Annotated in this window: 20 protein-coding genes and 1 riboswitch; of the genes, 16 read left to right on the top strand and 4 right to left on the bottom strand. The window is 65.5% G+C overall.

Translation table 11 applies throughout. The annotated features are described in order from the left end of the window. Position 1: 1 nt before the first annotated feature. The 10 genes from LFT47_RS03065 to LFT47_RS03020 all read left to right on the top strand — a co-directional run bounded on the left by LFT47_RS03065 (position 2) and on the right by LFT47_RS03020 (position 11,840). Positions 2-2,140, top strand: coding sequence for a dipeptide/oligopeptide/nickel ABC transporter permease/ATP-binding protein (locus LFT47_RS03065; RefSeq protein ID WP_236815096.1), 2,139 nt, complete (start codon positions 2-4; stop codon positions 2,138-2,140). Continuing rightward, entirely contained in the window at positions 2,137-2,943 is an 807-nt protein-coding gene (locus LFT47_RS03060) for an ATP-binding cassette domain-containing protein (protein WP_236815094.1), read from the top strand. The genes LFT47_RS03065 and LFT47_RS03060 overlap by 4 nt, the downstream gene beginning before the upstream one ends. 36 nt (positions 2,944-2,979) lie before the next feature. Beyond that, entirely contained in the window at positions 2,980-3,897 is a 918-nt protein-coding gene (locus LFT47_RS03055) for a dihydrodipicolinate synthase family protein (RefSeq protein ID WP_236815092.1), read from the top strand. A gap of 603 nt (positions 3,898-4,500) precedes the next feature. Continuing rightward, the gene (locus LFT47_RS03050; protein ID WP_236818288.1) at positions 4,501-5,460 is read left to right on the top strand and encodes an ROK family protein; all 960 of its coding nucleotides are present in this window, start codon (positions 4,501-4,503) and stop codon (positions 5,458-5,460) included. 55 nt (positions 5,461-5,515) lie between these two features. Continuing rightward, on the top strand, positions 5,516-6,202 hold the full coding sequence (locus tag LFT47_RS03045) for an N-acetylmannosamine-6-phosphate 2-epimerase (protein WP_236815090.1): 687 nt from the start codon (positions 5,516-5,518) through the stop codon (positions 6,200-6,202). Positions 6,203-6,263: 61 nt separating this feature from the next. Further along, positions 6,264-7,724 (top strand): dihydrolipoyl dehydrogenase family protein, encoded by a 1,461-nt coding sequence (locus LFT47_RS03040; RefSeq protein WP_236815088.1) that lies wholly within the window; start codon positions 6,264-6,266, stop codon positions 7,722-7,724. A 75-nt stretch (positions 7,725-7,799) separates the two neighbouring features. Beyond that, entirely contained in the window at positions 7,800-8,516 is a 717-nt protein-coding gene (locus tag LFT47_RS03035; protein WP_236815086.1) for an ABC transporter ATP-binding protein, read from the top strand. Next, the gene (locus LFT47_RS03030) at positions 8,513-10,549 is read left to right on the top strand and encodes a YhgE/Pip domain-containing protein (RefSeq protein WP_236815084.1); all 2,037 of its coding nucleotides are present in this window, start codon (positions 8,513-8,515) and stop codon (positions 10,547-10,549) included. The genes LFT47_RS03035 and LFT47_RS03030 overlap by 4 nt, the downstream gene beginning before the upstream one ends. Continuing rightward, a complete protein-coding gene (locus LFT47_RS03025) occupies positions 10,546-11,178 on the top strand; it encodes a TetR/AcrR family transcriptional regulator (protein WP_236815082.1) in 633 nt (210 codons plus the stop codon). The genes LFT47_RS03030 and LFT47_RS03025 overlap by 4 nt, the downstream gene beginning before the upstream one ends. 71 nt (positions 11,179-11,249) lie before the next feature. Beyond that, a complete protein-coding gene (locus LFT47_RS03020; RefSeq protein ID WP_236815075.1) occupies positions 11,250-11,840 on the top strand; it encodes a hypothetical protein in 591 nt (196 codons plus the stop codon). Here the strand turns inward: LFT47_RS03020 and LFT47_RS03015 are convergent. Further along, positions 11,813-12,754: an EamA family transporter gene (locus tag LFT47_RS03015; protein ID WP_236815073.1), complete on the bottom strand. Its 942-nt coding sequence runs from the start codon at positions 12,752-12,754 to the stop codon at positions 11,813-11,815. The two genes, LFT47_RS03020 and LFT47_RS03015, sit on opposite strands and share 28 nt — an antisense overlap. 72 nt (positions 12,755-12,826) lie before the next feature. Between LFT47_RS03015 and LFT47_RS03010 the strand changes: the two genes are divergently transcribed. Further along, complete coding sequence (locus LFT47_RS03010; protein ID WP_236815071.1) at positions 12,827-13,783, top strand: LysR family transcriptional regulator; 957 nt, start codon at positions 12,827-12,829, stop codon at positions 13,781-13,783. A gap of 6 nt (positions 13,784-13,789) precedes the next feature. On the opposite strand, the gene LFT47_RS03005 is transcribed toward LFT47_RS03010, so the two are convergent. The 3 genes from LFT47_RS03005 to LFT47_RS02995 all read right to left on the bottom strand — a co-directional run bounded on the left by LFT47_RS03005 (position 13,790) and on the right by LFT47_RS02995 (position 16,778). After that, positions 13,790-14,320, bottom strand: a complete 531-nt coding sequence (locus LFT47_RS03005; RefSeq protein ID WP_236815069.1) for a SixA phosphatase family protein — start codon at positions 14,318-14,320, stop codon at positions 13,790-13,792. An 87-nt stretch (positions 14,321-14,407) separates the two neighbouring features. Then, the gene (locus LFT47_RS03000) at positions 14,408-15,277 is read right to left on the bottom strand and encodes a winged helix-turn-helix domain-containing protein (protein ID WP_234752433.1); all 870 of its coding nucleotides are present in this window, start codon (positions 15,275-15,277) and stop codon (positions 14,408-14,410) included. Positions 15,278-15,941: 664 nt separating this feature from the next. Continuing rightward, positions 15,942-16,778, bottom strand: a complete 837-nt coding sequence (locus LFT47_RS02995; RefSeq protein ID WP_236818765.1) for a hypothetical protein — start codon at positions 16,776-16,778, stop codon at positions 15,942-15,944. A 246-nt stretch (positions 16,779-17,024) separates the two neighbouring features. On the opposite strand from LFT47_RS02995, the gene LFT47_RS02990 reads away from it, so the two are divergent. The 5 genes from LFT47_RS02990 (at position 17,025) to LFT47_RS02970 (ending at position 23,890) form a co-directional block, all read left to right on the top strand. Next, positions 17,025-17,765 (top strand): response regulator transcription factor, encoded by a 741-nt coding sequence (locus LFT47_RS02990; protein ID WP_078106594.1) that lies wholly within the window; start codon positions 17,025-17,027, stop codon positions 17,763-17,765. A gap of 11 nt (positions 17,766-17,776) precedes the next feature. Next, positions 17,777-19,255, top strand: coding sequence for a sensor histidine kinase (locus tag LFT47_RS02985; RefSeq protein ID WP_236815067.1), 1,479 nt, complete (start codon positions 17,777-17,779; stop codon positions 19,253-19,255). Between the two features lie 162 nt (positions 19,256-19,417). Continuing rightward, positions 19,418-19,591: riboswitch (cyclic di-AMP (ydaO/yuaA leader) on the top strand. Positions 19,592-19,593: 2 nt separating this feature from the next. Then, entirely contained in the window at positions 19,594-20,331 is a 738-nt protein-coding gene (locus LFT47_RS02980; protein ID WP_236815065.1) for a hypothetical protein, read from the top strand. A gap of 161 nt (positions 20,332-20,492) precedes the next feature. Then, positions 20,493-21,845 (top strand): glycosyltransferase, encoded by a 1,353-nt coding sequence (locus LFT47_RS02975; RefSeq protein WP_236815064.1) that lies wholly within the window; start codon positions 20,493-20,495, stop codon positions 21,843-21,845. Continuing rightward, positions 21,842-23,890: an ArnT family glycosyltransferase gene (locus tag LFT47_RS02970; RefSeq protein ID WP_236815062.1), complete on the top strand. Its 2,049-nt coding sequence runs from the start codon at positions 21,842-21,844 to the stop codon at positions 23,888-23,890. The genes LFT47_RS02975 and LFT47_RS02970 overlap by 4 nt, the downstream gene beginning before the upstream one ends. Positions 23,891-23,893 lie beyond the last annotated feature (3 nt).

The following is a 23,893-nucleotide window of genomic DNA, read 5'->3' as shown; positions in this document are numbered from 1 at the left end:
CATGCGCAGCAAACTTGCTGAACGGCTCAGCGCCCCGGGCGTCCGCTTCAAGTCCCTCCCTTGGGGATCGCGTTTTGCCCTCTTGTTCCTCGTGGTCATCGTCCTGGCGGCGATCTTCGCGCCGGTCATCGCGCCACACGATCCCCTGGAAACGTTCATTCCGGCGCAAGCTCCGGACGGCGACCATTTCTTCGGCACCGACCGCCTCGGCCGCGACGTCTTCTCCCGGCTCCTTTACGGCTCACAGTCGTCGCTCATGATCGGCCTCGGCGCAGTGGCCCTTGCGATCGTCGTCGGCGCGGTGCTCGGCTCGCTCGCCGCGACGTCCAGCAAAGCCGTCAACGAGATCATCATGCGCCTCATGGACATCCTCATGGCGTTCCCGGGCATCGCCCTCGCCGCCGTGCTCCTGGCCGCGTTCGGCAACTCGGTGCCCACCATCATCGTCGCGATCGCCATCATCTATACCCCGCAGCTCGCCCGAGTGGTCCGCGCCAACGTGCTCGCCCAATACGGTGAGGACTACGTCCGCGCCGAACGGGTGATGGGTGCAACCCGCCCCTACATCCTGCTCAAGCACATTGTCCGCAACACGGCGGCCCCGGTGCTGGTTTTCGCAACGGTCATGGTGGCCGATGCCATCATCCTCGAAGCCTCGCTTTCCTTCCTCGGCGCCGGTGTCCAGGATCCCGCGCCGTCGTGGGGCAACGTGATCTCCTACGGCCGCAACCTGGTCCTCTCCGGCGGCTGGTGGGCAACCACCTTCGCCGGCGTCACTATCTTGCTCACCGTGCTAGCGCTGAACATCCTCGCCGAGGGCCTCACCGATGCCATGGTGAACCCGAAGCTGCGCAAGGCTCCCGTGGTAAAGGACGACGACGGTGCTGCCGCTGCTTTTGCGGGCGCGGCGGTGGCCGGTGCCGCCATCGATACCGAGATCGCGACGTCGGTGGCTCAGCCATCCGTCGTGGAACAGCACGAGCTCGACGGTGTGCGTGCCGCCAACGGCGATCCGCTCTCCGAAGAGGACTACGCGGCCTCGGTCCTGAACGATCCGAAACTCGCAGCCGAGAATCCGCACGCGCTCCTCGACAAGGAACTCGAGCTCCTCGCGTCGATTGAAGCCACGCGCACGGACCGGCTCCCCCAGGTCCCCGTCGACGCCCGCAACGTTCTGGAGGTCAAGAACCTGTCCATCCGCTTCCCGGGCCGTTTCGGCGAAACCGCGATCGTGGACAATGTCTCCTTCACTGTCCGCGAAGGGGAAACCATGGGATTGGTGGGCGAATCCGGTTGCGGCAAGTCCATCACGTCCCTTGCGATCATGGGCCTCTTGCCCAAGACCGCCGAGATCACCGGTTCCATCGTCTTCGATGGCAAGGAACTCCTGGATTCCGGCTCGAAGCACAGCGACGCAAGGGCCTACCAGGGCCTGCGCGGCGAACAGATCGCCATGGTCTACCAGGATGCGTTGAGTTCGCTCAACCCGTCCATGAAGATCAAGGAGCAAATGACCCAGCTGACAAGGCGCGGCGGCCGCAAGTCCCCCGCCGAGTTGCTGGAAATGGTGAAGCTCGATCCCGTCCGCACCCTCGCCAGCTACCCGCACGAGCTCTCCGGCGGGCAGCGCCAACGCGTGCTGATCGCCATGGCGCTCTCCCGCTCGCCGAAGATCGTGGTGGCAGACGAACCCACCACCGCCTTGGACGTCACCGTCCAGAAGCAGGTAGTGGAGCTGCTCAACGAACTGCGCGAACAGCTCGGCTTCGCCATGGTCTTTGTCAGCCACGACCTAGCCCTGGTTGCCTCGCTGGCGCACCGGATCACGGTCATGTACGCCGGCCAGGTGGTGGAATCCGCACAGGCTTCGGAACTCCTGCAGAACCCACGGCACGAATACACGCGCGGTCTGTTGGGCGCGGTCCTGTCGATCGAGGCCGACGCCGTCCGCCTCCACCAGATCCCCGGCACCGTCCCGTCGCCGCGCGATTTCGCTCCCGGCGACCGCTTTGCGGCACGTTCGTTGAGGCCCGACGCCGACCCGAACCAGCAATTGGTCCTCGCCGTCGTTGAACCCGCCGGCGGCGGAGCAGACCGCGACCACTACTGGGCCAGCCACCTGAAGGAGGACGCAAAGTGAGTGTTTCAACCGGTAAGCCGATCATCGAGCTCAAAGACGTCAAGGTCCATCACCGGGCCCGCACCGGCGGCCTCTTCCGGCCCAACATCGTCAAAGCCGTCAACCGCGTGGACTTCAGCATCAGCCGAGGCGAAACCGTCGGCATCGTCGGCGAGTCCGGCTGCGGCAAGTCCACGCTCGCTTCGGTGCTCGTGGGACTCCAGGCCCCGACGTCGGGCCAGGTGCTCTTCCACGGCAAACCGGCCATCAAACGCAACGCCCGGATGCGCAAGGAATTCGGACGCGCCGTATCCGTGGTCTTCCAGGACCCGGCCACGGCACTCAATCCGCGCATGACCATCCAGGACATCCTCACCGATCCCCTGCAGGTGCACGGCATCGGCAACGCCGCGTCCCGTTCTGCCAAGGTCAAGGAACTGCTGGCCCTCGTTGGCTTGCCGCAATCGGCTGCCGAGGTCACCCCGTCGCAGGTTTCCGGCGGCCAGCGCCAGCGCGTGGCGATCGCGCGGGCCCTCGCCCTGGACCCGGACATCATCGTGGCGGACGAGCCGACGTCGGCCCTCGACGTTTCCGTCCGCGCCCAAGTCCTGAACCTGCTGTCCGACCTGAAAACCCAGCTAAACCTCGGCATGGTGTTCATTTCGCACGACATCCAGACCGTCCGTTACGTCTCCGACCGCATCTGCGTCATGTACTTCGGACAGATCGTCGAGGAAGGGCCGGCCGCCCAGGTCTTCGACAACCCCAGCAACGACTACACCAAGAAGCTGCTCGGCGCCGCGCCCAGCCTGCTCCACATCTAAGTTTTTCCCATCCAGATCCAAGCAACGGAGATTTCTGTGTCTACTCAGTTCCAGGGCGTCATTCCCCCGGTCATCACCCCCCGCCACGCGGACGGCCGCATTGACACCGCGTCCCTGAAGAACGTCACCAAGCACTTGCTCGACGGCGGCGTGTCCGGCCTCTTCGTGTTGGGCTCCTCGGGCGAGGTCCCCTACATGACCAACGAAGAGCGCGAACTCGTCGTCTCCACGATCGCCGATGCGAACGCCGGCGCGGTGCCCTTGATCGTGGGCGCCAACGAGCAAACCACCAACCGCGTCATCGAAGAAGCACGAAAGGTTGTTGACCTCGGCGCCGACGCAATCGTGGTCACCTCCATGTACTACGCCATCGGCAACGCCCAGGAGACTGAAACCCACTTCCGCAGCATCCACGCTGCCGTAGACAAGCCGATCTTCGCCTACGACGTTCCCGTCCGCACCCACTTCAAGCTGCCCACCGACCTCCTGGTCCGCCTCGGCCGCGACGGCGTCATCGCCGGCGTCAAGGACTCCTCCGGCGACGACGTCTCCTTCCGCCAACTCGTCCTCGCCGCCAAGGACATCCCCAACTTCGACATCTTCACGGGCCACGAAATAGTAGTCGACGGCGCCCTCCTCGCCGGCGCACAAGGCGTAGTCCCCGGCCTCGGCAACGTCGACCCCGCCGGTTACCGCCGCCTGTTCGACGCCACCCAAGCCGGAGACTGGACCGCGGCCGCCGCCGAACAAGACCGCCTGGCCGACCTCTTCGACATCGTCTACACCCCCAACGGCCGAGTCTCCGGCGGCGCAGCAGGACTGGGCGCCTTCAAGACGGCCCTCCACATCATGGGCATCATCGAATCCAACACCATGAGCGCCCCGATGCTCTCCCTGAACGCCGAAGAAACCTCCGCAATCCGCACGATCCTCGAGCGCAACGGCCTAGTCTAGGGGCGGCGCCGGCTCGCCCCCCGGGCTCCCGAAGGTCACCTTTTGCTGGTTGCCGTCACGCGACCATTGCTTGTTGCCGTGGTCGGGTCGTGGCGGCGGACCAGTTTTGCCGTCCCTTAGACACCTCCCGACGCACTGCTACAGTCGCTGAGCGACTTCCGCAATGCTTTGGTCGGCGATGCGGGACTACACAAAACCGTCCCTCCGCCACTCGGGCGATCGGGGAACCTTTGTAGCGGGGCCGGGATCCGCACTTTGCCGCCGGAGGCGGCAGTGAGCGGCAGGTCCCGATCGGCGAGGCGACAGCACGCTGCGTCAGGTGAGTCGACCGCCTGAGGCGCTGGGCCGGGGTCTTGCGTAGGCGCGCATCGCCGACCAGAGTCGTCTGAAGGTCGCCCAGCGACCGGAAGGCGACGTCGGGAGGTGTCTAAGCGCCGGCAAGGCCGCGGTTTGGCGCCGACGCAACCACACCTAACCTGACCACAGACAGGCCGCAGCCTGACGCAGCACCAACCACAGCTAACGTGACCACAGACGCAACCGCAGCAAACGCGTGACCCACCAACGATGAACCAAGCAATCGAACGATCCGGAGGACGAAACATGATGTACGTGGTCGGGGTTGATCTTGGGGGGACGAAGACTGCTGCCGGGGTTGTGGGGGCCGATGGGGAGGTGTTGTTCTCGGAGCAGATTCCTACGCTGAATCGGGGTGGGGGCAACGTGATTTTGCGGGAGACGGCGACGCTCGTGGGGCGGCTCATGCGGCGGGCGGCGGGTGAGGGAATCGACGTCGGGCGTGTGGGCGTGGGTTCTGCCGGGGTCATCGATGCCGTGAATGGTGAGGTGGTTTCGGCGACTGATGCGATTCTGGGGTGGGCCGGGACGAGGTTGACCGCTGGTTTGGCGCAACTCCTTGGCTTGCCGCGGGGGTCGGTCAGGGCGGTCAACGATGTGCATGCGCATGCTTTGGGTGAGGCGTGGCGTGGGGCGGCCGCAGGGTCTTCGAGTTCGTTGATGGTGGCTTTCGGGACGGGCGTGGGCGGCAGTTTTGTGCTGGACGGCTCTCCTGTTTTGGGGCACCACTATGTGGGTGGGCATGTGGGGCATTTTGCTTCGCCGTACGCCTATCACGACGGCAAAGCGCTCCCGTGCGTGTGCGGTGGTTCGGGCCACGTCGAGGCGATTGCTTCGGGGCCGGCCATCCATGAATCATTCGTCCGTTTCGGGGGCTCCCCCGAGGTACCGGACACCCGTGCCGTATTTGCCTTGGCGTGCGACGGCGATGGTGCCGCCTCAGCTGACAGTGCTGCCGCCATCAAAGCGATCGGAGCGGGCGCGGGCGCTGCCGGGCAGGCGATCGGCGGGCTCGTCAACATCCTCGACCCGGAGACGGTGGTGGTTTCCGGGGGCTTGGCGGATGCGGGAGATTTCTGGTGGAAACCGATGGAACGCGCCCTGCGCAAGGAGCTCATGGGCCCGCTTGCCGGCATTCCCGTGCATCGCGCGGCGCTAGGCAATACCGCGGCCATCGTGGGCGCGGCCAAACTCGTCCTCTACTGACACTCGAACACCCGAACCACCCAAATACCCGAACACCCTCGCAAGGAGACACCCCATGATCCTGACCCCCGATGGCCTCGAAGCCCTCCGCTCGCAGTTGATCGTCTCCTGCCAGGCGTACCCGGGCGAGCCTATGCGCGATCCGCGGACGACCGGCCAGGTGGCGGCGTCGGCGGTTATCGGTGGTGCCGCTGCAGTCCGGGTCCAGGGCCTCGCGGATGTCCAGTTCACCCGCACAGCTGTGGAGGTTCCAGTGATCGGGCTCTGGAAGGACGGGCACGACGGCGTGTTCATCACCCCCACGCTCCGCCACGCCCTCGCCGTCGCGAACGCCGGAGCGCATGTCGTTGCCATCGACGGCACGCGACGCCCGCGTCCCGATGGCTTGACCCTCAAGCAAACAGTTGATGGAATCCACGCCGAATCGCATGCCTTGGTCATGGCTGACTGCGGTTCCTACGCTGATGCGGTGGCCGCCGTCGAAGCCGGTGCTGACCTGATCGGCACCACCCTGGCCGGGTACACCGGGGAGCGTTCCAAGACAGACGGCCCCGATCTCAAGCTTCTCGCGGAGATCGCCGGCGCAGGACTGGGCAAGCCGCTCATCGCCGAGGGCCGCATCCACACCCCCGCACAAGCCCGCCTGGCCATCGACGCCGGTGCGTTCGCCGTCGTCGTCGGCACCGCCATCACCCATCCGGCGAGCATCACAGGCTGGTTCAAGGGCGCATTGGACGCCTGATCAAGCAGAATCCGTTGCCGGGTCCCTCATCCCGGCCTGCGTCCGGGCGTAGGCTTCTCCCATGGCTGAGGAGAATGTCCGGGAATTCGATGTCATCGTGATCGGCGCCGGGGCTGTGGGTGAGAACGTTGCAGACCGCGTGGTCCGGGGCGGGCTTACCGCGGCCATCGTGGAAGCTGAACTCGTCGGAGGGGAATGCTCCTACTGGGCCTGCATACCGTCCAAAGCGCTCCTTCGGCCTGGAACCGCGCTGCACACAGCGCAATCCGTGCCCGGAGCATCGGACTCCGTCACGAAGGTCCTGGATCCCGCGCCGGTCCTGAAGTACCGCGACTACTTCACCAACAAGTGGCAGGACGACGGCGCGGTGCAGTGGCTCGCGGACACGGGCATCGAACTCATTCGTGGCCGGGCGCGCATCACCGGCCCCCGCGAAGTCCAAGTGGACGGCAAGGACGGCACCAGCTACTCGCTCAAGGCCCATCACGCCGTAGTGGTGGCCACCGGATCCACACCACTCGTCCCGAAAATCGACGGCTTGCGCAACGTCCCCTACTGGACAACCCGCGGCGCCACCTCGGTGCGGCAAATCCCCAAACGGTTCATCGTGCTGGGCGGCGGTGTCGCCAGCGTCGAGCTTGCCCAGGCTTTCGCGCGCTTGGGCTCGTCGGTTTCGATCGTTGCCCGAGGCCGGCTGTTGAGCGCGTTCCCGGAGGAAGCCGCCAATCTGGTCGCCGCAGGGCTCCGGGCCGACGGCGTCGATCTCCACCTTGGGACGGACACCACGCTCGTCGAACACAACGCGGACCATGCCTTCAGCGTCACCCTCGGCGACGGGACGGTCTTGAACAGTGACGAGTTGCTTGTGGCAACGGGCCGGCGGCCGAACCTGGACAACTTGGGGCTCGAGAACGTGGGGCTCGATGCCGAGGAGGGCAAGCCTTTGCGCCTCACCACGGACTCGAGCGGCTTGGTTGAGGGCGCCGCGAGCGACGGTACCAGCGGGCTGTGGCTTTACGCGGCCGGCGATGCCGCCGGATCGGTCTTCCTCACCCATCAGGGCAAGTACGAGGCCCGGGCAACCGGCGACGCCATCGTGGCCCGCGCCAGGGGAACCCTCCACGGCACCCCGAAGCCTTGGAGTGCCTTCGCAAAGACGGCCGACGAATACGCGATCCCCAGCGTGGTCTTCACGGATCCGGAAGTGGCATCCGTGGGCCCGAGCCTCAAGCAGGCATTGAAGAAGGGCATCAACGCAAGCTCGGTGGAACTCCCCATCAATGTGTCCGGCTCCCAGCTGCATTCGGAAAATTACGAAGGCTGGGCGCAACTGGTGGTGGACGAGGACCGGAAGGTGGTGGTGGGCGCGACGTTCGCCGGGCCTGGAGTGGCCGAGCTTTTACACGGCGCAACCATCGCGATTGTGGGCGAAGTGCCGTTGGACCGGCTGTGGCACGCGGTGCCGTCGTTCCCGACCATCAGCGAGGTGTGGCTGCGCCTGTTGGAGAAGTACGGACTGTAATGGAAGTCTATTTGAACTGACTGGTCAGTTCAGTTACGATTGGAGCAGATAACAGGTTCTGCGAAAGGTCCAATTGTGCTGTCTGCACAGCAACTCCAGATCGACGGCCGCCGGGACGATCTCCTGCCCCCCACTTCCCTCGAAGCCAGGCGCGGGGAACTCCTCTTGGTCAGCGGCGACGGTCAGGACCAGCGCACGGCATTGGCACTTGCGCTGAGCGGCCGGATGAAACCCAGCAAAGGCCTCCTGAGCTGGGACAACTCGGCGAAGACCAAGAAGATCCGGGCGGCGAGCGCCCTGGTTGACGCTCCCGGCGTCAACGAGCCGGAGCAGCATTTGAGCGTCCGCGACCTCGTCACCGAAGACCTCTCCCTTATCCCCCGCCGCTACCGTGGCGCCCTCCTCAGCAAGCCGTGGCTCAAGGTCAACCGCTTCGAGGACATCGCCGGGCTGTGGATTGAGCAGCTCCCGGCGGACCGACGCCTTGAGCTGCTGACTGCCCTGGCCCTTGCGGACCCTGCCCTTGACCTCCTGGTACTCGACTCCCCGGACCGGCACAGCGCAAACGCCGCGGACTGGCTCCCCCGCCTTGAGCAGTTGGCGTACGACGCCGGGCGGCCGCTCGCCGTCGTCGCCGTCGTTTCTGCCCTGCCGGACAACTGGGACGGGCCGGCCGCGGTGATCGGCAACTCTGTCACGCACACTGCACCGGCCGAACCCGCTGAGCACCTCGACGACGCACAAGAAGATCCCGAAGAAGTACTCGAAACCCTGCAAAGGACCGCAAAGTGACTGTTCTGCGGCTGGCCCGCTCCGAACTCAAGCGCATGACCGGCGGGCTCCTGCCTAAGCTGACCATCCTCGCCCTGACCATGGTGCCCCTGCTCTATGGAGCCGTGTACCTCTACGCGAACTGGGACCCTTACGGCAATCTCAACCAGATCGACGCCGCCCTGGTCGTCGAAGACGCGGGAGCCCAGCCGGCCAACGGTCCCGAGCTGCAGGCGGGCCAGAAAGTTGCCGACAGCCTCGTACAGAGCCACGTCTTCAACTGGCAGCGGGTGACCACCACGGCCGAAGCCGACGCCGGCGTGGAATCCGGCAAATACGCCTTCGCCCTGAAGATTCCGAAGGACTTTTCCGCCAACCTGGTCTCGCCGGGCAGCTTCAACGCCGCCAACCAGGCGATGCTCAACGTCACCACCAACGACGCGAACAACTACCTCCTCAGCACCATCGTCGACAAACTCACCACCGCGGTGCACTCCACCGTGGCCAAGGAAGTGGGCGAGGAAACCGCCAACCAGCTCCTCACGGGCTTCGGCACCATCCACGCTTCCATCGTCAAGGCGTCCGACGGTGCCTCCCAGCTGGCCGACGGCGTCAGCAAGCTCAGCGATGGCGCGGCCACACTCCACGACGGCACCAGCAAGCTCAGCAGCGGCGCGTCCGAGCTCCTGGCGGGCCAAAACAAGCTGCGCGACGGCGCCAATCAGCTGAACGGCGGTGCCGGGCAGCTCAGCGCAGGGCTCACCGAACTGAAGAACAAGACCGCGTCCCTTCCGGCCGACTCGCAAAAGCTCGCCGACGGCGCCGCCCAAGTAGCCGCCGGAAACGCGCAGCTGAACGCGAAAGTCCAGGACGTCGTCGGGCAACTCTCAGCGTTCGACGCCGGGGCGCGGGACCGTGTTGTCGCCTCCAACGCGCGGCTCGTGTCCGCTGGGGTCATCACGCAGGACCAGGCGAACAAGATCCTGGCAGACTTCGACACCGCTGCCGCCTCGGGCCCGGTCACCGACGCCAAGGCCAAGATCTCGGCGGATGCCGCACAGATCCAGCAGCTTTCCGACGGATCGGCCGCGGTCAGTGCGGGTGCCGCCAAACTTGCGGGCGCCACTCCGGCGCTGACGGGCGCCATCGGCCAGGCCTCGGCAGGCGCGGACCAGCTCAGCTCCGGCGCCGCGACGCTGGCCGCGGGTGAGCAGTCTGCCGTCAACGGCACGGCGGCCCTCGCCGACGGTGCCGCAAAGCTCGACGACGGCGCGGCGCAGCTTGCCAGCGGTGCCGCGACCGCCGCGGACGGATCCCGCACCTTGGCGAGCGAGTTGGCGAAGGGCGCCGGCAAGGTCCCGAACCCGAACGACGCCCAAAAGAGCGAGGTGTCCAAGGTGATCGCGGATCCTGTGGCGGTCAACAACGTCTCGCAGGCCAAGGCAGGGTCCTACGGTGCGGGCCTGGCCCCGTTCTTCCTGACACTGTCCCTTTGGATCGGCGTGTTCATGCTGGTCCAGGCGATGCGTCCCATCACGCAGCGGGCCTTGGCCTCGAACGCTCCGTCGTGGAAAATCGCCGTCGGCGGCTGGCTGCCGTTCTTCGTGGTGTCCGTGCTGCAAGCAAGCATCCTCACCCTCGTGGTGGACCTGGGGCTGGGCCTCAACGCGGCGCACCCGGTGTGGATGTGGTTGTTCATGCTGGCCGCGGTCATGGCATTCACGGCCCTGATCCAGGGCATAGTGGCTTTGCTGGGGACTCCTGGAAAGTTCGTGGTGCTGATCCTGCTGGTCCTGCAGTTGGTGTCTTCCGGCGGAACGTTCCCCTGGCAGACCACCCCCATGCCGCTGCACGTGGTGCACGAGATCATGCCAATGGGCTACGTGGTGACCGGCATGCGGCACTTGATCTATGGCGGCGATTTGTCCATGATCTGGCCGATTGTCCTTGGACTGCTTGGCTACACTGTGCTGGGAGCCGCGCTTTCCACGCTGGCCGTCCGTAAGCACAAGTTCTGGACCCTCAAGACCCTGAAGCCGGAGATCGCGGTATGAGCATGCAAGAGCCGGACGCCCCCGGGTTCCCGGAGAAGAAGCTCCGCCCGGCCCGCACCAACGCGACCAAGCAGCGCCTTTTCGACGCTTCGATGGAGCTGATCGGCGAGCGCGGCGCAGCGGGCGTCACGGTGGACGAGATCGCGGCCGCAGCCGGAGTGTCCAAAGGGACGGTCTACTACAACTTCGGCAGCAAGTCCGATCTGATCGCCCAGTTGCTGCGCCACGGCGTCGACATCATGCTCGGGCGGCTCCAGACCATCGAAGGCTTGCACGCCGATCCGCTCGAGGCCATGGAAGCCATGCTCGGCCAGGCCATGGACTTCATGGACGACTACCCGTCCTTCGCTCGGCTCTGGATCAGCGAGAACTGGCGGACGCCCAGCGAATGGGGCAGCCTCTTCGTCGAACTCCGCAGCGAGTTGCTGGCCGTGATTGGCTCAGCCATCGAAAAGGTCGCCACCGCGTACACAGTGGATACGGGCATTGCCCGGGGCAGCCTCGAGGCGGCGATGTTCGGAGCGATCTTCGTGGTGGGCCTTGACCGGCAGACGTACAACCCCGAGCGCACCCGCGAGCAAAGCATAGCCGCAATCATGACCATCATGCGCGGCTACGTACTGCGGTAACGGTATGGCAACTGCCGCGTCTTGGGGCGTGGCGCTGCTGCCCGTCAGGGATGATTAATCCCATGCGTCACATGGGGAACAGTGGAAAGCTAGCGATCATCTCTGCCGTGGTGTCCGCTGGTTTGCTGGTGCTCCTCGCCATCACCCTTGACGAAACCGTGATGTACACCTTCCTCGGGGTCTTGGCGATCGGCTACCTAGCGTGCGTCGCCGAGGTTTTCACCCGTCGCAGGTACTTCATGCTGGTTCTCGGAGCCATCTCGACGATCCTGTTCATCGCGTTCGGAATCGCGTTCCTGCGCATGTGGGGCCTCGCCTTCAACCAGGACGAGAACGCCTTGGGCAGCGCAGTGAGCACCAAAGATTCGGACATCTACTTCTACCTCGCCGCACTTGCCGGCTGCAGCTCCCTGCTGATCTTGTTCGTGGGGGCGGTATGGCCATCCCGCCGCGCGAAGGCGGCGGCCCGTCCGGTTGCCCGCCGGCCGGCGCCCCGGCCTGCTTCGCGGCCGTCCCCGGCACCCGCCAGGCCCGCCCAGCGGCCGGCAGCCCGTCCGGCGTCGGGGGCTGTGAAGCGCCCGGTCCAAAGGAAGCCGGCAACCCCTGCCAAGCGCCCGACGTCGGGCTCGCCGGCTCAGCGCAGGCCCGCACCCAAGCGCTGACGTACTTCGGGCACCGCCAGATCCCCGGGCTTCGCGCGACGCTGCAGCACGGCAGTCGCCACGCCGCCCAGCAGGAGGAAGCCGCCTGCCAGTTCCGCCGTCGTCGGGACCTCTGAGATAAGCAGCCACGCCGCGGTCATTCCCACCACCGGGACCAGCAACGTGAAGGGCACCACGGCCGAGCTCGGGTAGAGGCTAAGCAGTCGGTTCCAGATGCCATAACCCACCAGCGACGCAAAAATGGCGGTGTACAGGGCGCTCAGGATGGTCGCCGGCTGAAGGTTGGTGAGGGTCCCGACGACGGCGGCCGGACCGTCCACGATCAGCGACAAGCCCGCAAGCGGCAACGGGACAACCGCCCCGGACCAGACCACCAACCCGAGTCCCGAGGCCGCCTTCGCCTTGCGTGCGATGATGTTTCCCGCGGCCCAGGACAACGCCGCTGCGAGGACGATCATGAGCGGCACCACCGGGGCCACCAAGCTTCGACCCACCGCTACGAGGGCCAGTCCGGCGACGCCCAGCACCACCCCTGTCAATTGGCGCTTGCTCGGCCGCTCCCCCAGGAACCGGGCCGCCAACAGCACCGTCAGGAGCACTTGCGCCTGCAGCACAAGCGAGGCGAGCCCGGCAGGCATCCCGAGCGCCATGCCCAGGTAGAGGAGGCCGAACTGCCCGGCGCTCATGAAGAGCCCGACGCCGATGATCGCCTTCCAGCTGACGTCCGGTTTGGGGACGAAGAAGATGCAGGGGAACACCACGAGCACGAAGCGGATGGCCACGAACAGCAGCGGCGGCACGTCCGCCGCGCCACCGCTCCCGTTGCCGGGGTGCAATCCAAAGTCGATCGCGACGAAATTCAGGCCCCAAAGGACGGCGACAAGGACGGCGAGTGCTGAGTGTCGGATATTCACGATTCAACTCTGACAGTCAAGCGGATGAAGCACCAGCGTTGAATTCCGCATCCAATCATGTACGTTTGCTTCATGATTGAAATTGCGGCGCTACGGGCCCTCGTAGCAGTTGAACAGCAAGGCTCGGTGGTGGCGGCCTCGGAGGCCATGGGCTTCAGCCCTTCGGCGGTCTCCCAGCAGATCAAGAAGCTCGAGAAGCAAAGCGGCGTGACGGTCCTGGAGCGCCACGGCCGCGGCGTACTGCTGACCGACCGCGGCATGGCGTTGGCCGAGTACGGGCGCCGGATCCTGGGCGAATTGGAGGAGCTCCAGGCCACCTTGCTAGCCGACCCCACGAAGCCAAGCGGGGTGCTGCGGCTCGTGGGGTTCTCGACGGCCTGCCGTGGGCTGGTCGGGCCAATGCTGCGGAAACTGGGTGCAGATCAGGCTGCTGCCGCCGCTTCGGCCTCCGGGAGCTCCGGGCTTGGCGGCTCCGGGCTTGAAATCCGGGTGGTGGCCGAGGACCCTCGCGAGGCCGTCCAAAGGGTCGCAACCGGTGAAGCCGATCTCGGCGTCGTGCATAACTGGCACTCGGTGCCCTTGGTGATTCCGGAGAACATGGTCCACGAGGACCTCTGCCTGGACACCGCCGACGTCCTGCTGAACTCAACGCACCCGCTGGCCGGCCGGACCGCCGTCGAGCCTTCCGACCTCGTGGACGAACGCTGGATCAGCACGCCGGCCGGTGCCATCTGCAATGAGGCGTTGCTGGCGATCCTCGCAGGCCTGGGGCGGGTGCCGGACATTCGCATCTACGACCCCGACTTTTCCACACACATCGCCATGGTCCAGCAGGGTGTTGCGGTGGCGCTCGTGCCCCGGCTCGGCCGGCCCGAGCTCCCCGCTGGAGTGGTGGCGGTTCCCGTGGTCAATCCGATGCAGCAACGCCAAGTGGGAATCGTGTACCGGAAGACGATGATGGCAAGCCCAAGCATCCGCCATGTGGTGCGCCTGCTACAGGATGTGGCCGCGGGCCTCGAAGCGGGCTAGCCCGGACTACTTCTTTGGGCGCGGAACAGCGAAGTGCGTCAGCCGTGCATCCTGGCCGTCGAGTTCAGCCCAAGGCTTCTCCAGTTCCATCACGGTCATGGCACTGGTGGGGTAACGCGTTGCGGCGTCCATGTAGGCGTCGTGGTCCGAGTCGCGGGAAGCCAAGTGCATCGCGAGGTCCTGCACTCCGGGCATGTGCGAGAAGATCATGAGCGTCGTGACGGTTTCCGGCACGTGGTTGATGACGGTCAACATGCGCAGCGCGGAGGCGGCGTACAGGCCGTCCTCGAGTTTCGGCGTCGGGGCCTTTTCCCCCAGTTCGCTGCACACCCAAGTGCAGGTCTGCCGGGTCCGCAGCGCGGACGAACACAGGATGAAGTCCGGAATCACGTGGTGTTTGAGGAGCCATTTCCCGGCGAGGGGAGCTTCCCGGTGGCCGCGCTCGGCAAGAGGCCGCTCATGGTCCGGCACCCCGAGGGGCCAGTCCGACTTCGCATGCCGCATGATCACCAGCCGCTTAATGTGATGCTCGCTCATCCCCCCACCCTACTATCCCAACTGACTCGCATTTGTTGTCGTTATGAGGGCTCATAACGACAACAAATGCGAGTCAGTTGGGTGAGGCTAGATCGAGTATTCCGGAGCGGCCCAGACGATGACCTCGGGGTGCTCGTAGAAGCGGTAGCCCTGGCCACGTACCGTGCGGACGGTGTTGGCGAGGCGGCCGAGCTTGGAGCGGAGGCGCCGGATGTGGACGTCGATAGTGCGCTCGTTGGGAACCTCTTCGGCGTTGCGCCACAGGCCCTCGAGGAGTTCGTCGCGGCCCACGGTTCGGGTGCCGTTCTCGACGAGGTAGTTGAGAAGCTCGAATTCCTTGAACGTGAGGTTCAAGGATTCGCCGTCGAGGTGTACTTCACGGCGTGCGAGGTCGATCAAGACGCCGGACGGGCGGGCTTCCTGTGCAGGCTGCGGGCGGAGCGCCTCAGCGCGCTGGCGGTTGCCAACGGTCGGGTCACCGAAAGTCGAGCGGACGACGTCGAGCGCGGAACCGGGCGCACTGGCCGGGGCAACCGCGACGGCGGCATAGCTCTCGGCACCGGAAACGAGGGACTGCGCGTAGGCCCGGATTTCCTGGGCAAGCTTGGCGATGGACGTTCCAGCAGCCGCAGCGGTGTCTTCGTCGATGCCCATGTAGAGCACGAACCCGCGGGCCACATTGTCGTTGGCAACGGGACGGATGGAGCGGTCCGCCGGAGCCAGGACAGGCGTGGGTGCAGTCATCGGCGAGGCCTCGTTGGCGGGAACAGCGCGGAGCTGGCCATAGGAGTTGGGGTTGTAGCCCTGGGGGACGTAACCGGGTGCCTGGCTGCCACCCTGCGGTGCGGGCTGGGCGTAGGCCGGGCGGTTGCCGAAGCCGGGACGCAGGCCGGCGTTGGACGCGGCCTTATTGGCGTTACGGACGGAGATGTGGACGTATCCGGATGCAACTGACATGGATTGCTTACCTCAAAGTGAATAGCCGTCATCGCGGCTTCGAATGCTGGTCTGGTCCCCGCAATGAGATGGGGAGGGGCGCCCGACGCTGGGCAGGGGGCGAATGCCTGAAACTTCCTGGGGTCTGAAGTTAGGCATGCATTCGACAACAGCTCATCGAAAAACCAGCGGGTGCGCTGGGCTCGATCGCTGCGGCTGCAGATGCTGTTGAGTTCTTGTTCACATTTGAAGTGTGCAACGTAACAAAGGGAACTTGCAAGTAACAAAGGACCGAACCGTCCACATTTTGAGACGAATCGGACTATTGTGCCGCACATCACAATTCAGACATGTCCAAATGTGACCCGTTCTCGTTCGTCACACTGGCTGTTGCGGGCGAAATATTCGAATAAAATTTGATGAAAGGATCATTCTATGAATCTTAAGTCACGTCACGCGCTTGCCTTTGAATCTCGAGATATGAAACAACCCTTGTCCAATCCGGGGTTTGCGTCCCATGAAAATTCTTTGGCAAATCGTCTGCTAGGACCACTGCAATCGCCCCGGCGGACGCGCCGCCGTGACCCTCTTTGAATTCGGAAAGCGCTAGCGACACGGCGAGTTGCGTCACTCTGAGGCCAAACTTGGGCAAAGAAGGTCAGGACGGGGCGAGCAGCACCCATCCCTAATTGGTAGTGCCGGTCCCTTGCGTACTTGATGTGGTGGCAGTGACGATCTGGATGGACTGGGCCGTGTACTTGTCGGATTCCTTGAGCGCAGTGACCCTCACACTGGATCCGGATTTCACATCGGCGAGGGTCAGGGTGGTGCCGGTGGTTCCACTTCCGCGCTGCCGGACGCCTTCCGCTACCACGACGTCCGTTCCCAGCGCATAGCTGCGGGTGAATCCGTCTTCGCTCTTGACAGTCATGGAGCTCGCCGAGATGTCGGTGACCGTTCCCAGCTGGCCCGCCATGGTGACGTAGCTGCCGTTCTGGAGGACCACATATTCCGAATGGACCGCAGCGTTGAGGCCGCCCATGCCCACCCCGAGGCCTCCGGGGCCTGCGTTCGTCCCGCCTGGGCCGCCGAATCCGCCTTGGCCGTTCTGCCCGGCACCCGGTCCCTGCGCGTTGGTGGTATCAGCCGCCGCAGTCCCGTTTCCGGCGGCATATGCACCGGCTCCTGCCGCCGCAGCGACCACGACCGCGACGCCTCCAACAATGAGCCCCTTCTTCAGGCTCCAATTCTTGAAGAACGAAGCTCGGGGCTGTCCGGAGTCGTATTGCTGCGGAGCACCCCACCCAGCGGCAGGCTGCTGGTTCACTGGCGGCTGCGGAGCACCCCACCCAGCCGCAGGCTGGCCAGGCTGCTGGTTCATCGGCGGCTGCGGAGCACCCCACCCAGCGGCAGGCTGCCCAGCACCAGGCTGCGCAGAATCGTCAAGGGGGCGGATCACCGGCCGCGGGTGCCCATTCTCCGGCTCGGAACCAGGTACGGAGGGGTTGTTTTGCTGATCCATGGTGTTCTCTCCAACGAAATCGAGACTGTTTGGTGGTGATTGTTCTTGTCCCCAACAGCGTCAGCCGCTTTGCTGTGCGTTGGCTGTGTCGAACTGCAGCCTTGCCTGTGACCTGCGGCGGTGTCTGCGTGTGTCGGATTCCGCCCGAACCGGCACAACCTCCGGACAGGTGGCTAGGCTGGGACTCACAGGGTGCTCACAGCAACGGCAAAGCACTGGCAAACCGGCAGATTGGAGAGTTGTCCCATGGCATCCTCGCACTCCATGACCAACAACCTTCCGCAGCTCAGCCACCCGGACGGTTCTCCCATCCGTGCCCTCGTGGTGGACGACGAACCCAGCCTCGCCGAGCTCATGAGCATGGGCCTGCGCATGGCGGGTTGGTCGGTGGCGGTGGCAGGCGACGGTCCCGCCGCGGTAAAGCTCGCCAAGGACTTCCGTCCGGATGTCCTGGTGCTGGATGTGATGCTTCCAGGGTTCGACGGCGTTGAGCTGCTCGGCCGGATCCGCGCCTTTGCGCCTGAAGTGCCTGCGCTCTTCCTCACCGCCAAGGATGACGTGCAGGACCGCATCGTCGGCTTGGCCGCCGGTGGCGATGACTATGTCACCAAGCCCTTCAGCATGGAGGAAGTCCTGCTGCGCCTGCACCGGCTGGTCCAGCGCTCGGGAGTGGCTGCGATGGACACGGCCGAACTGGTTGTGGGCGACTTGACCCTGAACGTGGACACCCGGGAAGTTACCCGCGGCGGCGAAGACATTCCGCTCACGGCGACCCAGTTCGAGCTCCTCCGCTACCTCATGGAGAATCCCAAGCGCGTGGTCAGCAAGGCCCAGATCCTGGACCGCGTGTGGGACTACGATTTTGGCGGGCAAGCCAACATCGTGGAGCTCTACATCTCATACCTGCGCAAGAAGATCGAGGCCAACCACCCGCCCATGATCCACACGGTGCGCGGAGCAGGCTACGTCATCAAGCCTGCCGAATAGCCGGGGTCCGAATGTCCGCACTCTCGGGTATCCCCCGCCAGACCGACCACAGCTGGTTCAATCCTTCAACCTGGCACTTGCGCACGCGCTTGATCCTTCTCTCCATGGCTCTCCTCGTGGCCATCTGCGGTGCCGTCGGTGTGGTCAGCTATGCCTCCATGGATGTGTTCCTCACGAAGCAGCTGGACCAACAACTGGCGCAGGCCTCCCACGGCCGCCCGCCGCAAGGCAACCCCGGCGGTCGTCCGGATCCCTTGGATCCCCGGGGCCAGAGCATCGGCACACTGAATGCCCGCATTCTTGCCGGTCAGGTGAGCAGCGACGCAGGATTCTTGTCCTCCGATGCGACCCGTGCGCCGTTGTCGCCCAGCGATGCTCGAATCCTGTCGGCGCTCCCCTCCGATGGCCGCCCGGTTGATCGCACCCTGTCCAATGGCGGCTACCGGCTCGTGGCCACCGAAACCCCTTACGGCGATGTTGTCATCACAGGGCTGCCACTCGCCTCGAAAGAGGACACCGAGGCCTCGCTCGTCTGGACCATGGTGCTCGTGTCCTTGGGCGGGCTGATCCTGATCGGACTGGCCGGAACCGTGCTCATCCGCCGCACCATGCGCCCCCTGGAGCAACTCTCCGACGTCGCCACGAAGGTGTCGAAACTTCCGCTCGACGCCGGTGAGGTGGCACTCGCTGTGCGCGTACCGGCGTCGGCGGCCCACCCGAGCACGGAAGTGGGAAGCGTCGGCCATGCTTTGAACTTGATGTTGGACAACGTGTCCAGCGCCCTCGAGGCGCGCCAGCAAAGCGAAACAAAGGTGCGCCAGTTCGTGGCCGACGCTTCCCACGAACTGCGCACGCCGCTGACCGCGATCCGCGGCTATACCGAGCTCTTGCGCATGACCGAGACGTTCACCGAGGACGGGCGCAAGTCGCTGGGCCGGGTGCAGAGCCAGTCAGAACGAATGACCACCCTGGTGGAGGACCTCCTTCTGCTGGCCCGGCTGGACGAAGGGAAGGCCCCCGAGTTCACCGAGGTGGACCTCACACAGTTGGTGATCGAGACCGTCAGCGACGAGAAAGTCATGGCCCCAGAGCACATCTGGCAGCTCAAGCTCCCGGACGAGCCCCTGACGGTCCGCGGCGACGCCACTCAACTCCATCAGGTTTTGGCGAATCTGCTCTCCAACGCCCGCAAGCACACGGAGGCGGGAACCACCGTGGTCACGGGCGTCATGCGTTCCGCCGACGGCAGCGCCGTGGTCACCGTGACCGACAACGGGCCAGGCATCGCGCCTGAATTCCAGGGCAGGATCTTCTCCCGCTTTGCCCGTGCCGACGCCGCCCGCTCCGGTTCCGAGGGCACGTCCGGGCTCGGCCTGTCGATCGTGGAATCCATTGTCCAGGCGCACGGCGGCACGGTCGAAGTGGCGTCGCGGCCCGGCCGAACGGAGTTCGCGGTGCGGCTTCCGGCGCTCCGGACCGCCACGGCCTGAAAGGCGGCCCTGGAGTCACGACGCAGGTGCGCGGGAGCGCAAGTCGACGCACCGGCGTCGTGACCTCCGTTACCTAAACGTGACTTAAGTAAGATCCTCCTGTACCGTCGAATGGGTGCGCTGGATAATTCCGGCCACCGCCGGGTAGGCGCCGAGCTCTGCCCCTCCCCGGTGCCCAACAGTCCAGGCAGAGACGGGGGACCCAGGTCTCCGGGCAAGCGCTCATGTTGAGCCAGCCCTAGGGGTGAAGCCGTACCGCCACGATTCCCTGTGGCTACGGCCGGATGACCTCATCCGAATCCGACAGCTAACTCCGCAGGCGTCGAGAGGCAAACACCATGTCTGATTCCAGGAATCAGTCGCGCCCTGTTGCGCGCCACCGCGGCGAACCTGCCCGGAATATCAAGTCACGTTCCACGCTGAGGCGAGCCGCCTCGAACCTCGGCACCGGCCAGCGCATGGCGGTTGTTGCCAGCGTCGTTGCCGTGTTCCTTGGCGCAGGTGCCGCCACCCAGGCCGCCGGACAAGCCATTAATGCCCAGGACATGAGCCGCACGTCCGAATCCCGCACGACGGATCACTCAGCCCCGCCGTCGGCGAGCGCGAGCGCAAGCCCCAAGCCGAGCGCCGCGGCGACACCGAGCCAGGCACTCGCCCCCGCTCCGGCCGCCGTCGCGCCCCAGGCCGCCGCACCGGCCGCACCCGTGGCACCCCCCGCCCCCGTTGCACCTCCTGCTCCGGCGGCCCCGGCCGCACCCGTCGCCGTTGATGATCCCTCCGGCGCCCAGGCCTATGCCGCAAGCATCCTTCCCTCCTACGGTTGGGGACAGGGCGAGATGTCAGCCCTGATCACCTTGTGGAACAAGGAATCGGATTGGCGCACCACTGCCACCAACGCTTCCAGTGGGGCTTATGGGATCGGGCAGTCGCTGCCGGCCGAAAAGATGGCCTCCGAAGGCGCCGACTGGCAGACCAACTACCAGACGCAGATCCGCTGGGGCCTGAACTACATCAAGGAACGCTACGGATCGCCGTCGGCGGCTTGGTCCTTCCACTTGGCCCACAACTGGTACTAAGCCAACAGCCACGCACAAGATACGTTGAGGTCCGTCCCTTCAGGGGGCGGACCTCTGCGTTTTTTGACGAGGCAGGTGGTTCGCCACGCCGGTCATGCATCCACAGCCACGTCACAGGTTCCGCCTAAAGCCTTCATATTCTGCAACGGCACTCTGGATACATGACGCTCATCGAATCCACCTCCGGAACCCTGAAGGACACCGCGGTGGTGCCGCCGGGCATCCCCATCCAACGCAGCACGGTGCGGCGTGCCCCCGTGGACACCCACACTGCCATCCCGGTCCTCGATGTCACCATCCCCGTCTTCAACGAGGAACGCGACCTCGAAGAGTGCCTGCGCAGGCTTCACGGCCATTTGCGCGAATCCTTCCCGCATGGCTTCCGCATCACCGTGGCGGACAACGCGAGCACTGACAGCACCTTGAAGATCGCGGAGCGCGTGGCCAGGGAACTGCCTGAGCTCGCGGTTGTCCATCTTGAGGAGAAGGGACGCGGCAACGCCCTGCGCAAGGTGTGGCTCGCGTCACCGTCGCCGGTTCTGGCTTACATGGACGTGGATCTTTCCACCGATCTCGCGGCGCTGGCGCCCCTTTTGGCGCCGCTGATCTCCGGTCATTCGGACCTCGCCATTGGCACACGGCTGACGCGCAACTCACGGGTTGTCCGCGGCCCCAAGCGCGAGTTCATTTCGCGCAGCTACAACCTGATGCTGCACTCGTTCATGGGCGCCCGCTTCAGCGATGCCCAGTGCGGCTTCAAAGCGATCCGGGCGGATGTCGCACAGCAGATCCTGCCGCACACCTTGGACAACTCGTGGTTCTTCGACACTGAGCTCCTGGTCCTCGCCGAACGCTGCGGCCTCCGGGTCCACGAGGTTCCCGTTGACTGGATCGACGATCCCGATTCAAGCGTCGACGTGGTGCGCACCGCCTTGGCCGACGTCCGCGGCATGGTCCGGCTCACCCGGGATCTCGTCTCGGGCCGCATCCCCATTCCGGAACTGCGCGCAGCACTTGCGCGCGGGCCGCTCCCGGCGTCGTCCCGCACCGCCGAGCAGAACCCGCGCAGCAGCCTTTTCGGGCAACTCGTCCGGTTCGCCGCAATCGGCGCTGCGTCCACCCTCGCCTATGTGCTCATCTTCCTTTTTTGCCGCGGCTTCATGGACCCGCAGCTGGCCAACTTCCTGGCGCTGCTCGTCACGGCCATCGCCAACACCGGTGCCAACCGGCGCTTCACCTTCGGCATCCAGGGCGGCAATCCCGTACGGCACCACTTCGAGGGTTTGATCGTCTTCGGGATCGGCCTCGCGCTTACCTCCGGGGCACTCGCCTTGGTGCACAGTACGACGACGCCGGACCGCTGGGGCGAGCTCGTCACGGTAGTTGCGGCGAACCTCGCCGCCACCGCGGTCCGCTTCCTCCTGTTCCGGCTTTGGGTCTTCCGACAGCCTGCCGCGCAGGCGACTGCACCCACCACACAAGCCACATCGCGCACAGAAACGGCAGCATCATGACCTCCACGATTACTCCCGCAAGCACAGGACCGGCCGGACCCGACTCGCCCGCCGCCGTCGGAACTACCCAGTCGCCCCAGGGCCGTCGCTCGACAGGCCCATCAACCTCCGATGCCACGCCCCATTGGACGCGATACGCCTTTGGCCGGCAGCCCCGTTGGGTGCGGCCATCCGCCGCCGGGCTCCTCGTAGCCACCGCCTTCCTGTATCTCTGGAACCTCGCGGCCACCGGCTACGGAAACTCCTTCTACGCCGCGGCCATCCAGGCCGGCACCAAGGACTGGACGGCGTTTCTTTTCGGTTCGCTCGACGCCGGCAACGCCATCACCGTGGACAAGCCGCCGGCTTCCTTGTGGATCCCTGCCTTGGTGGGCCGGATCTTCGGCTTCTCGCCCCTGAGCATGCTTGTTCCCGAGGCTCTGATGGGCGTGGCCGCGGTCGGTTTCCTCTATCTGACGGTCAAGCGGGTGTCCGGACCAGGAGCTGGATTGTTGGCCGGTGGCGCCTTGGCACTGACCCCGGTGGCCGCGCTCATGTTCCGCTTCAACAACCCCGACGCCATGCTGACCCTGTGCCTGGTACTCGCGGCATACTTCACTACCCGTTCCATCGAACGGGCAGGCTGGAAGTGGCTCGCCGCAGCCGGCGCCGTGGTGGGCCTCGCGTTCCTGAGCAAAATGCTGCAGGGTTTCCTGATTGTTCCGGGCCTGGGACTCGCGTACCTCTGGGCCGCACCCACCTCCTTGCGGCGTAGGCTGTTGCACCTGTTCGGAGCGTTGGCAGGTATCGCTGTAGTGGCAAGCAGTTATGTGGCTCTCTTCCAGCTGACCCCGGCTTCGGCGCGGCCCTACATGGCAGGTTCGCAAACCAACAGCTTCCTTGAGCTGACCTTCGGCTACAACGGCTTGTCCCGCATCACCGGTTCGGGTGAAGGGACGCCCGGCGGAGGCGGCGCTGGAGCGCCCGCTGGCGGTTTGGGTGCGTTCGGTGGCGGCGGTGGCAACACCGGTTTCGGTGGAGCCGCCGGGATCGCCCGCATGTTTGGCACGAGCTTCGGCGCCGAAGTCTCCTGGCTTCTTCCTGCGGCGCTGATTCTGCTGGCAGCCGGCCTGTGGTTCACCCGCCGGGAAGCGCGAGCCTCCCGCACGCGTGCCGCGCTCATCCTCTGGGGTGGCTGGCTTCTGGTCACAGCGGGTGTCTTCAGCTTCATGAGCGGCATCGTCCACCCCTATTACGCGGTAGCGCTCGCACCGGCAATCGCAGCGTTGGTGGGCATTGGCAGCGTTGAGCTGTGGCGTGGCCGCGGGTATTGGCCGGCCAGGATCGTCCTGGCAGGGGTCATCCTCGGTAGTTCGGCCTGGTCCGCGGTTCTCCTGGGCCGCGACGCCTCGTGGCTTCCGTGGTTGCGCATCGTGATCGTCGTCCTGGGTGTGGTGGCGGCCGCGGCAATCCTGCTTCGCCTCGACTCGCTCAGGCCGGCCGGCCGGTTCCGGAATGCGGCAGCTGCGGCCGTCGTCGTCGTTTCCCTTCTGGCCGGCGGCCTCGGAACCGCGGCGTGGACGCTCGCGACGGCGGCAACCGCGCACTCCGGTTCCATCCCGACGTCGGGACCCAGCGGTTCCGCCATGGGCGGCTTCGGAAACCGCGCCGGTGGGTTCGGCGCAGCTGGTGGCGCGGGTCAGGCGGGAGGGCCCGGTTCCGAGGGAACGGCCGACGCCGGACTGACCGCCCTGCTGACATCCACCACGACGAAGTGGTCGGCGATCGTCTCCGGTGCCACCCAAGCCGCGAGCCTCGAGCTCGCGACGAACACCAACGTGATCGCGCTCGGTGGCTGGAACGGCGGCGATCCATACCCCACCCTGGCACAGTTCCAGGACATGGTGGCCAAGGGACAGATCGGATACTACATCGCAGGAGGAGGCATGGGTGGCGGCGGTGGATTCGGAGGCCAGGGCGGCAATTCCGAGGTAGCCTCCTGGGTACAGGCCAACTTCCAAGCCCAGACGGTAGGCAGCTCCACCGTCTACAAGCTAACAAAGTAGATT

Source organism: Arthrobacter sp. FW306-2-2C-D06B, assembly GCF_021789175.1.
In the GTDB taxonomy this organism is placed as follows: Bacteria; Actinomycetota; Actinomycetes; order Actinomycetales; family Micrococcaceae; genus Arthrobacter.
This window is presented reverse-complemented; position numbering and strand designations above follow the sequence as displayed.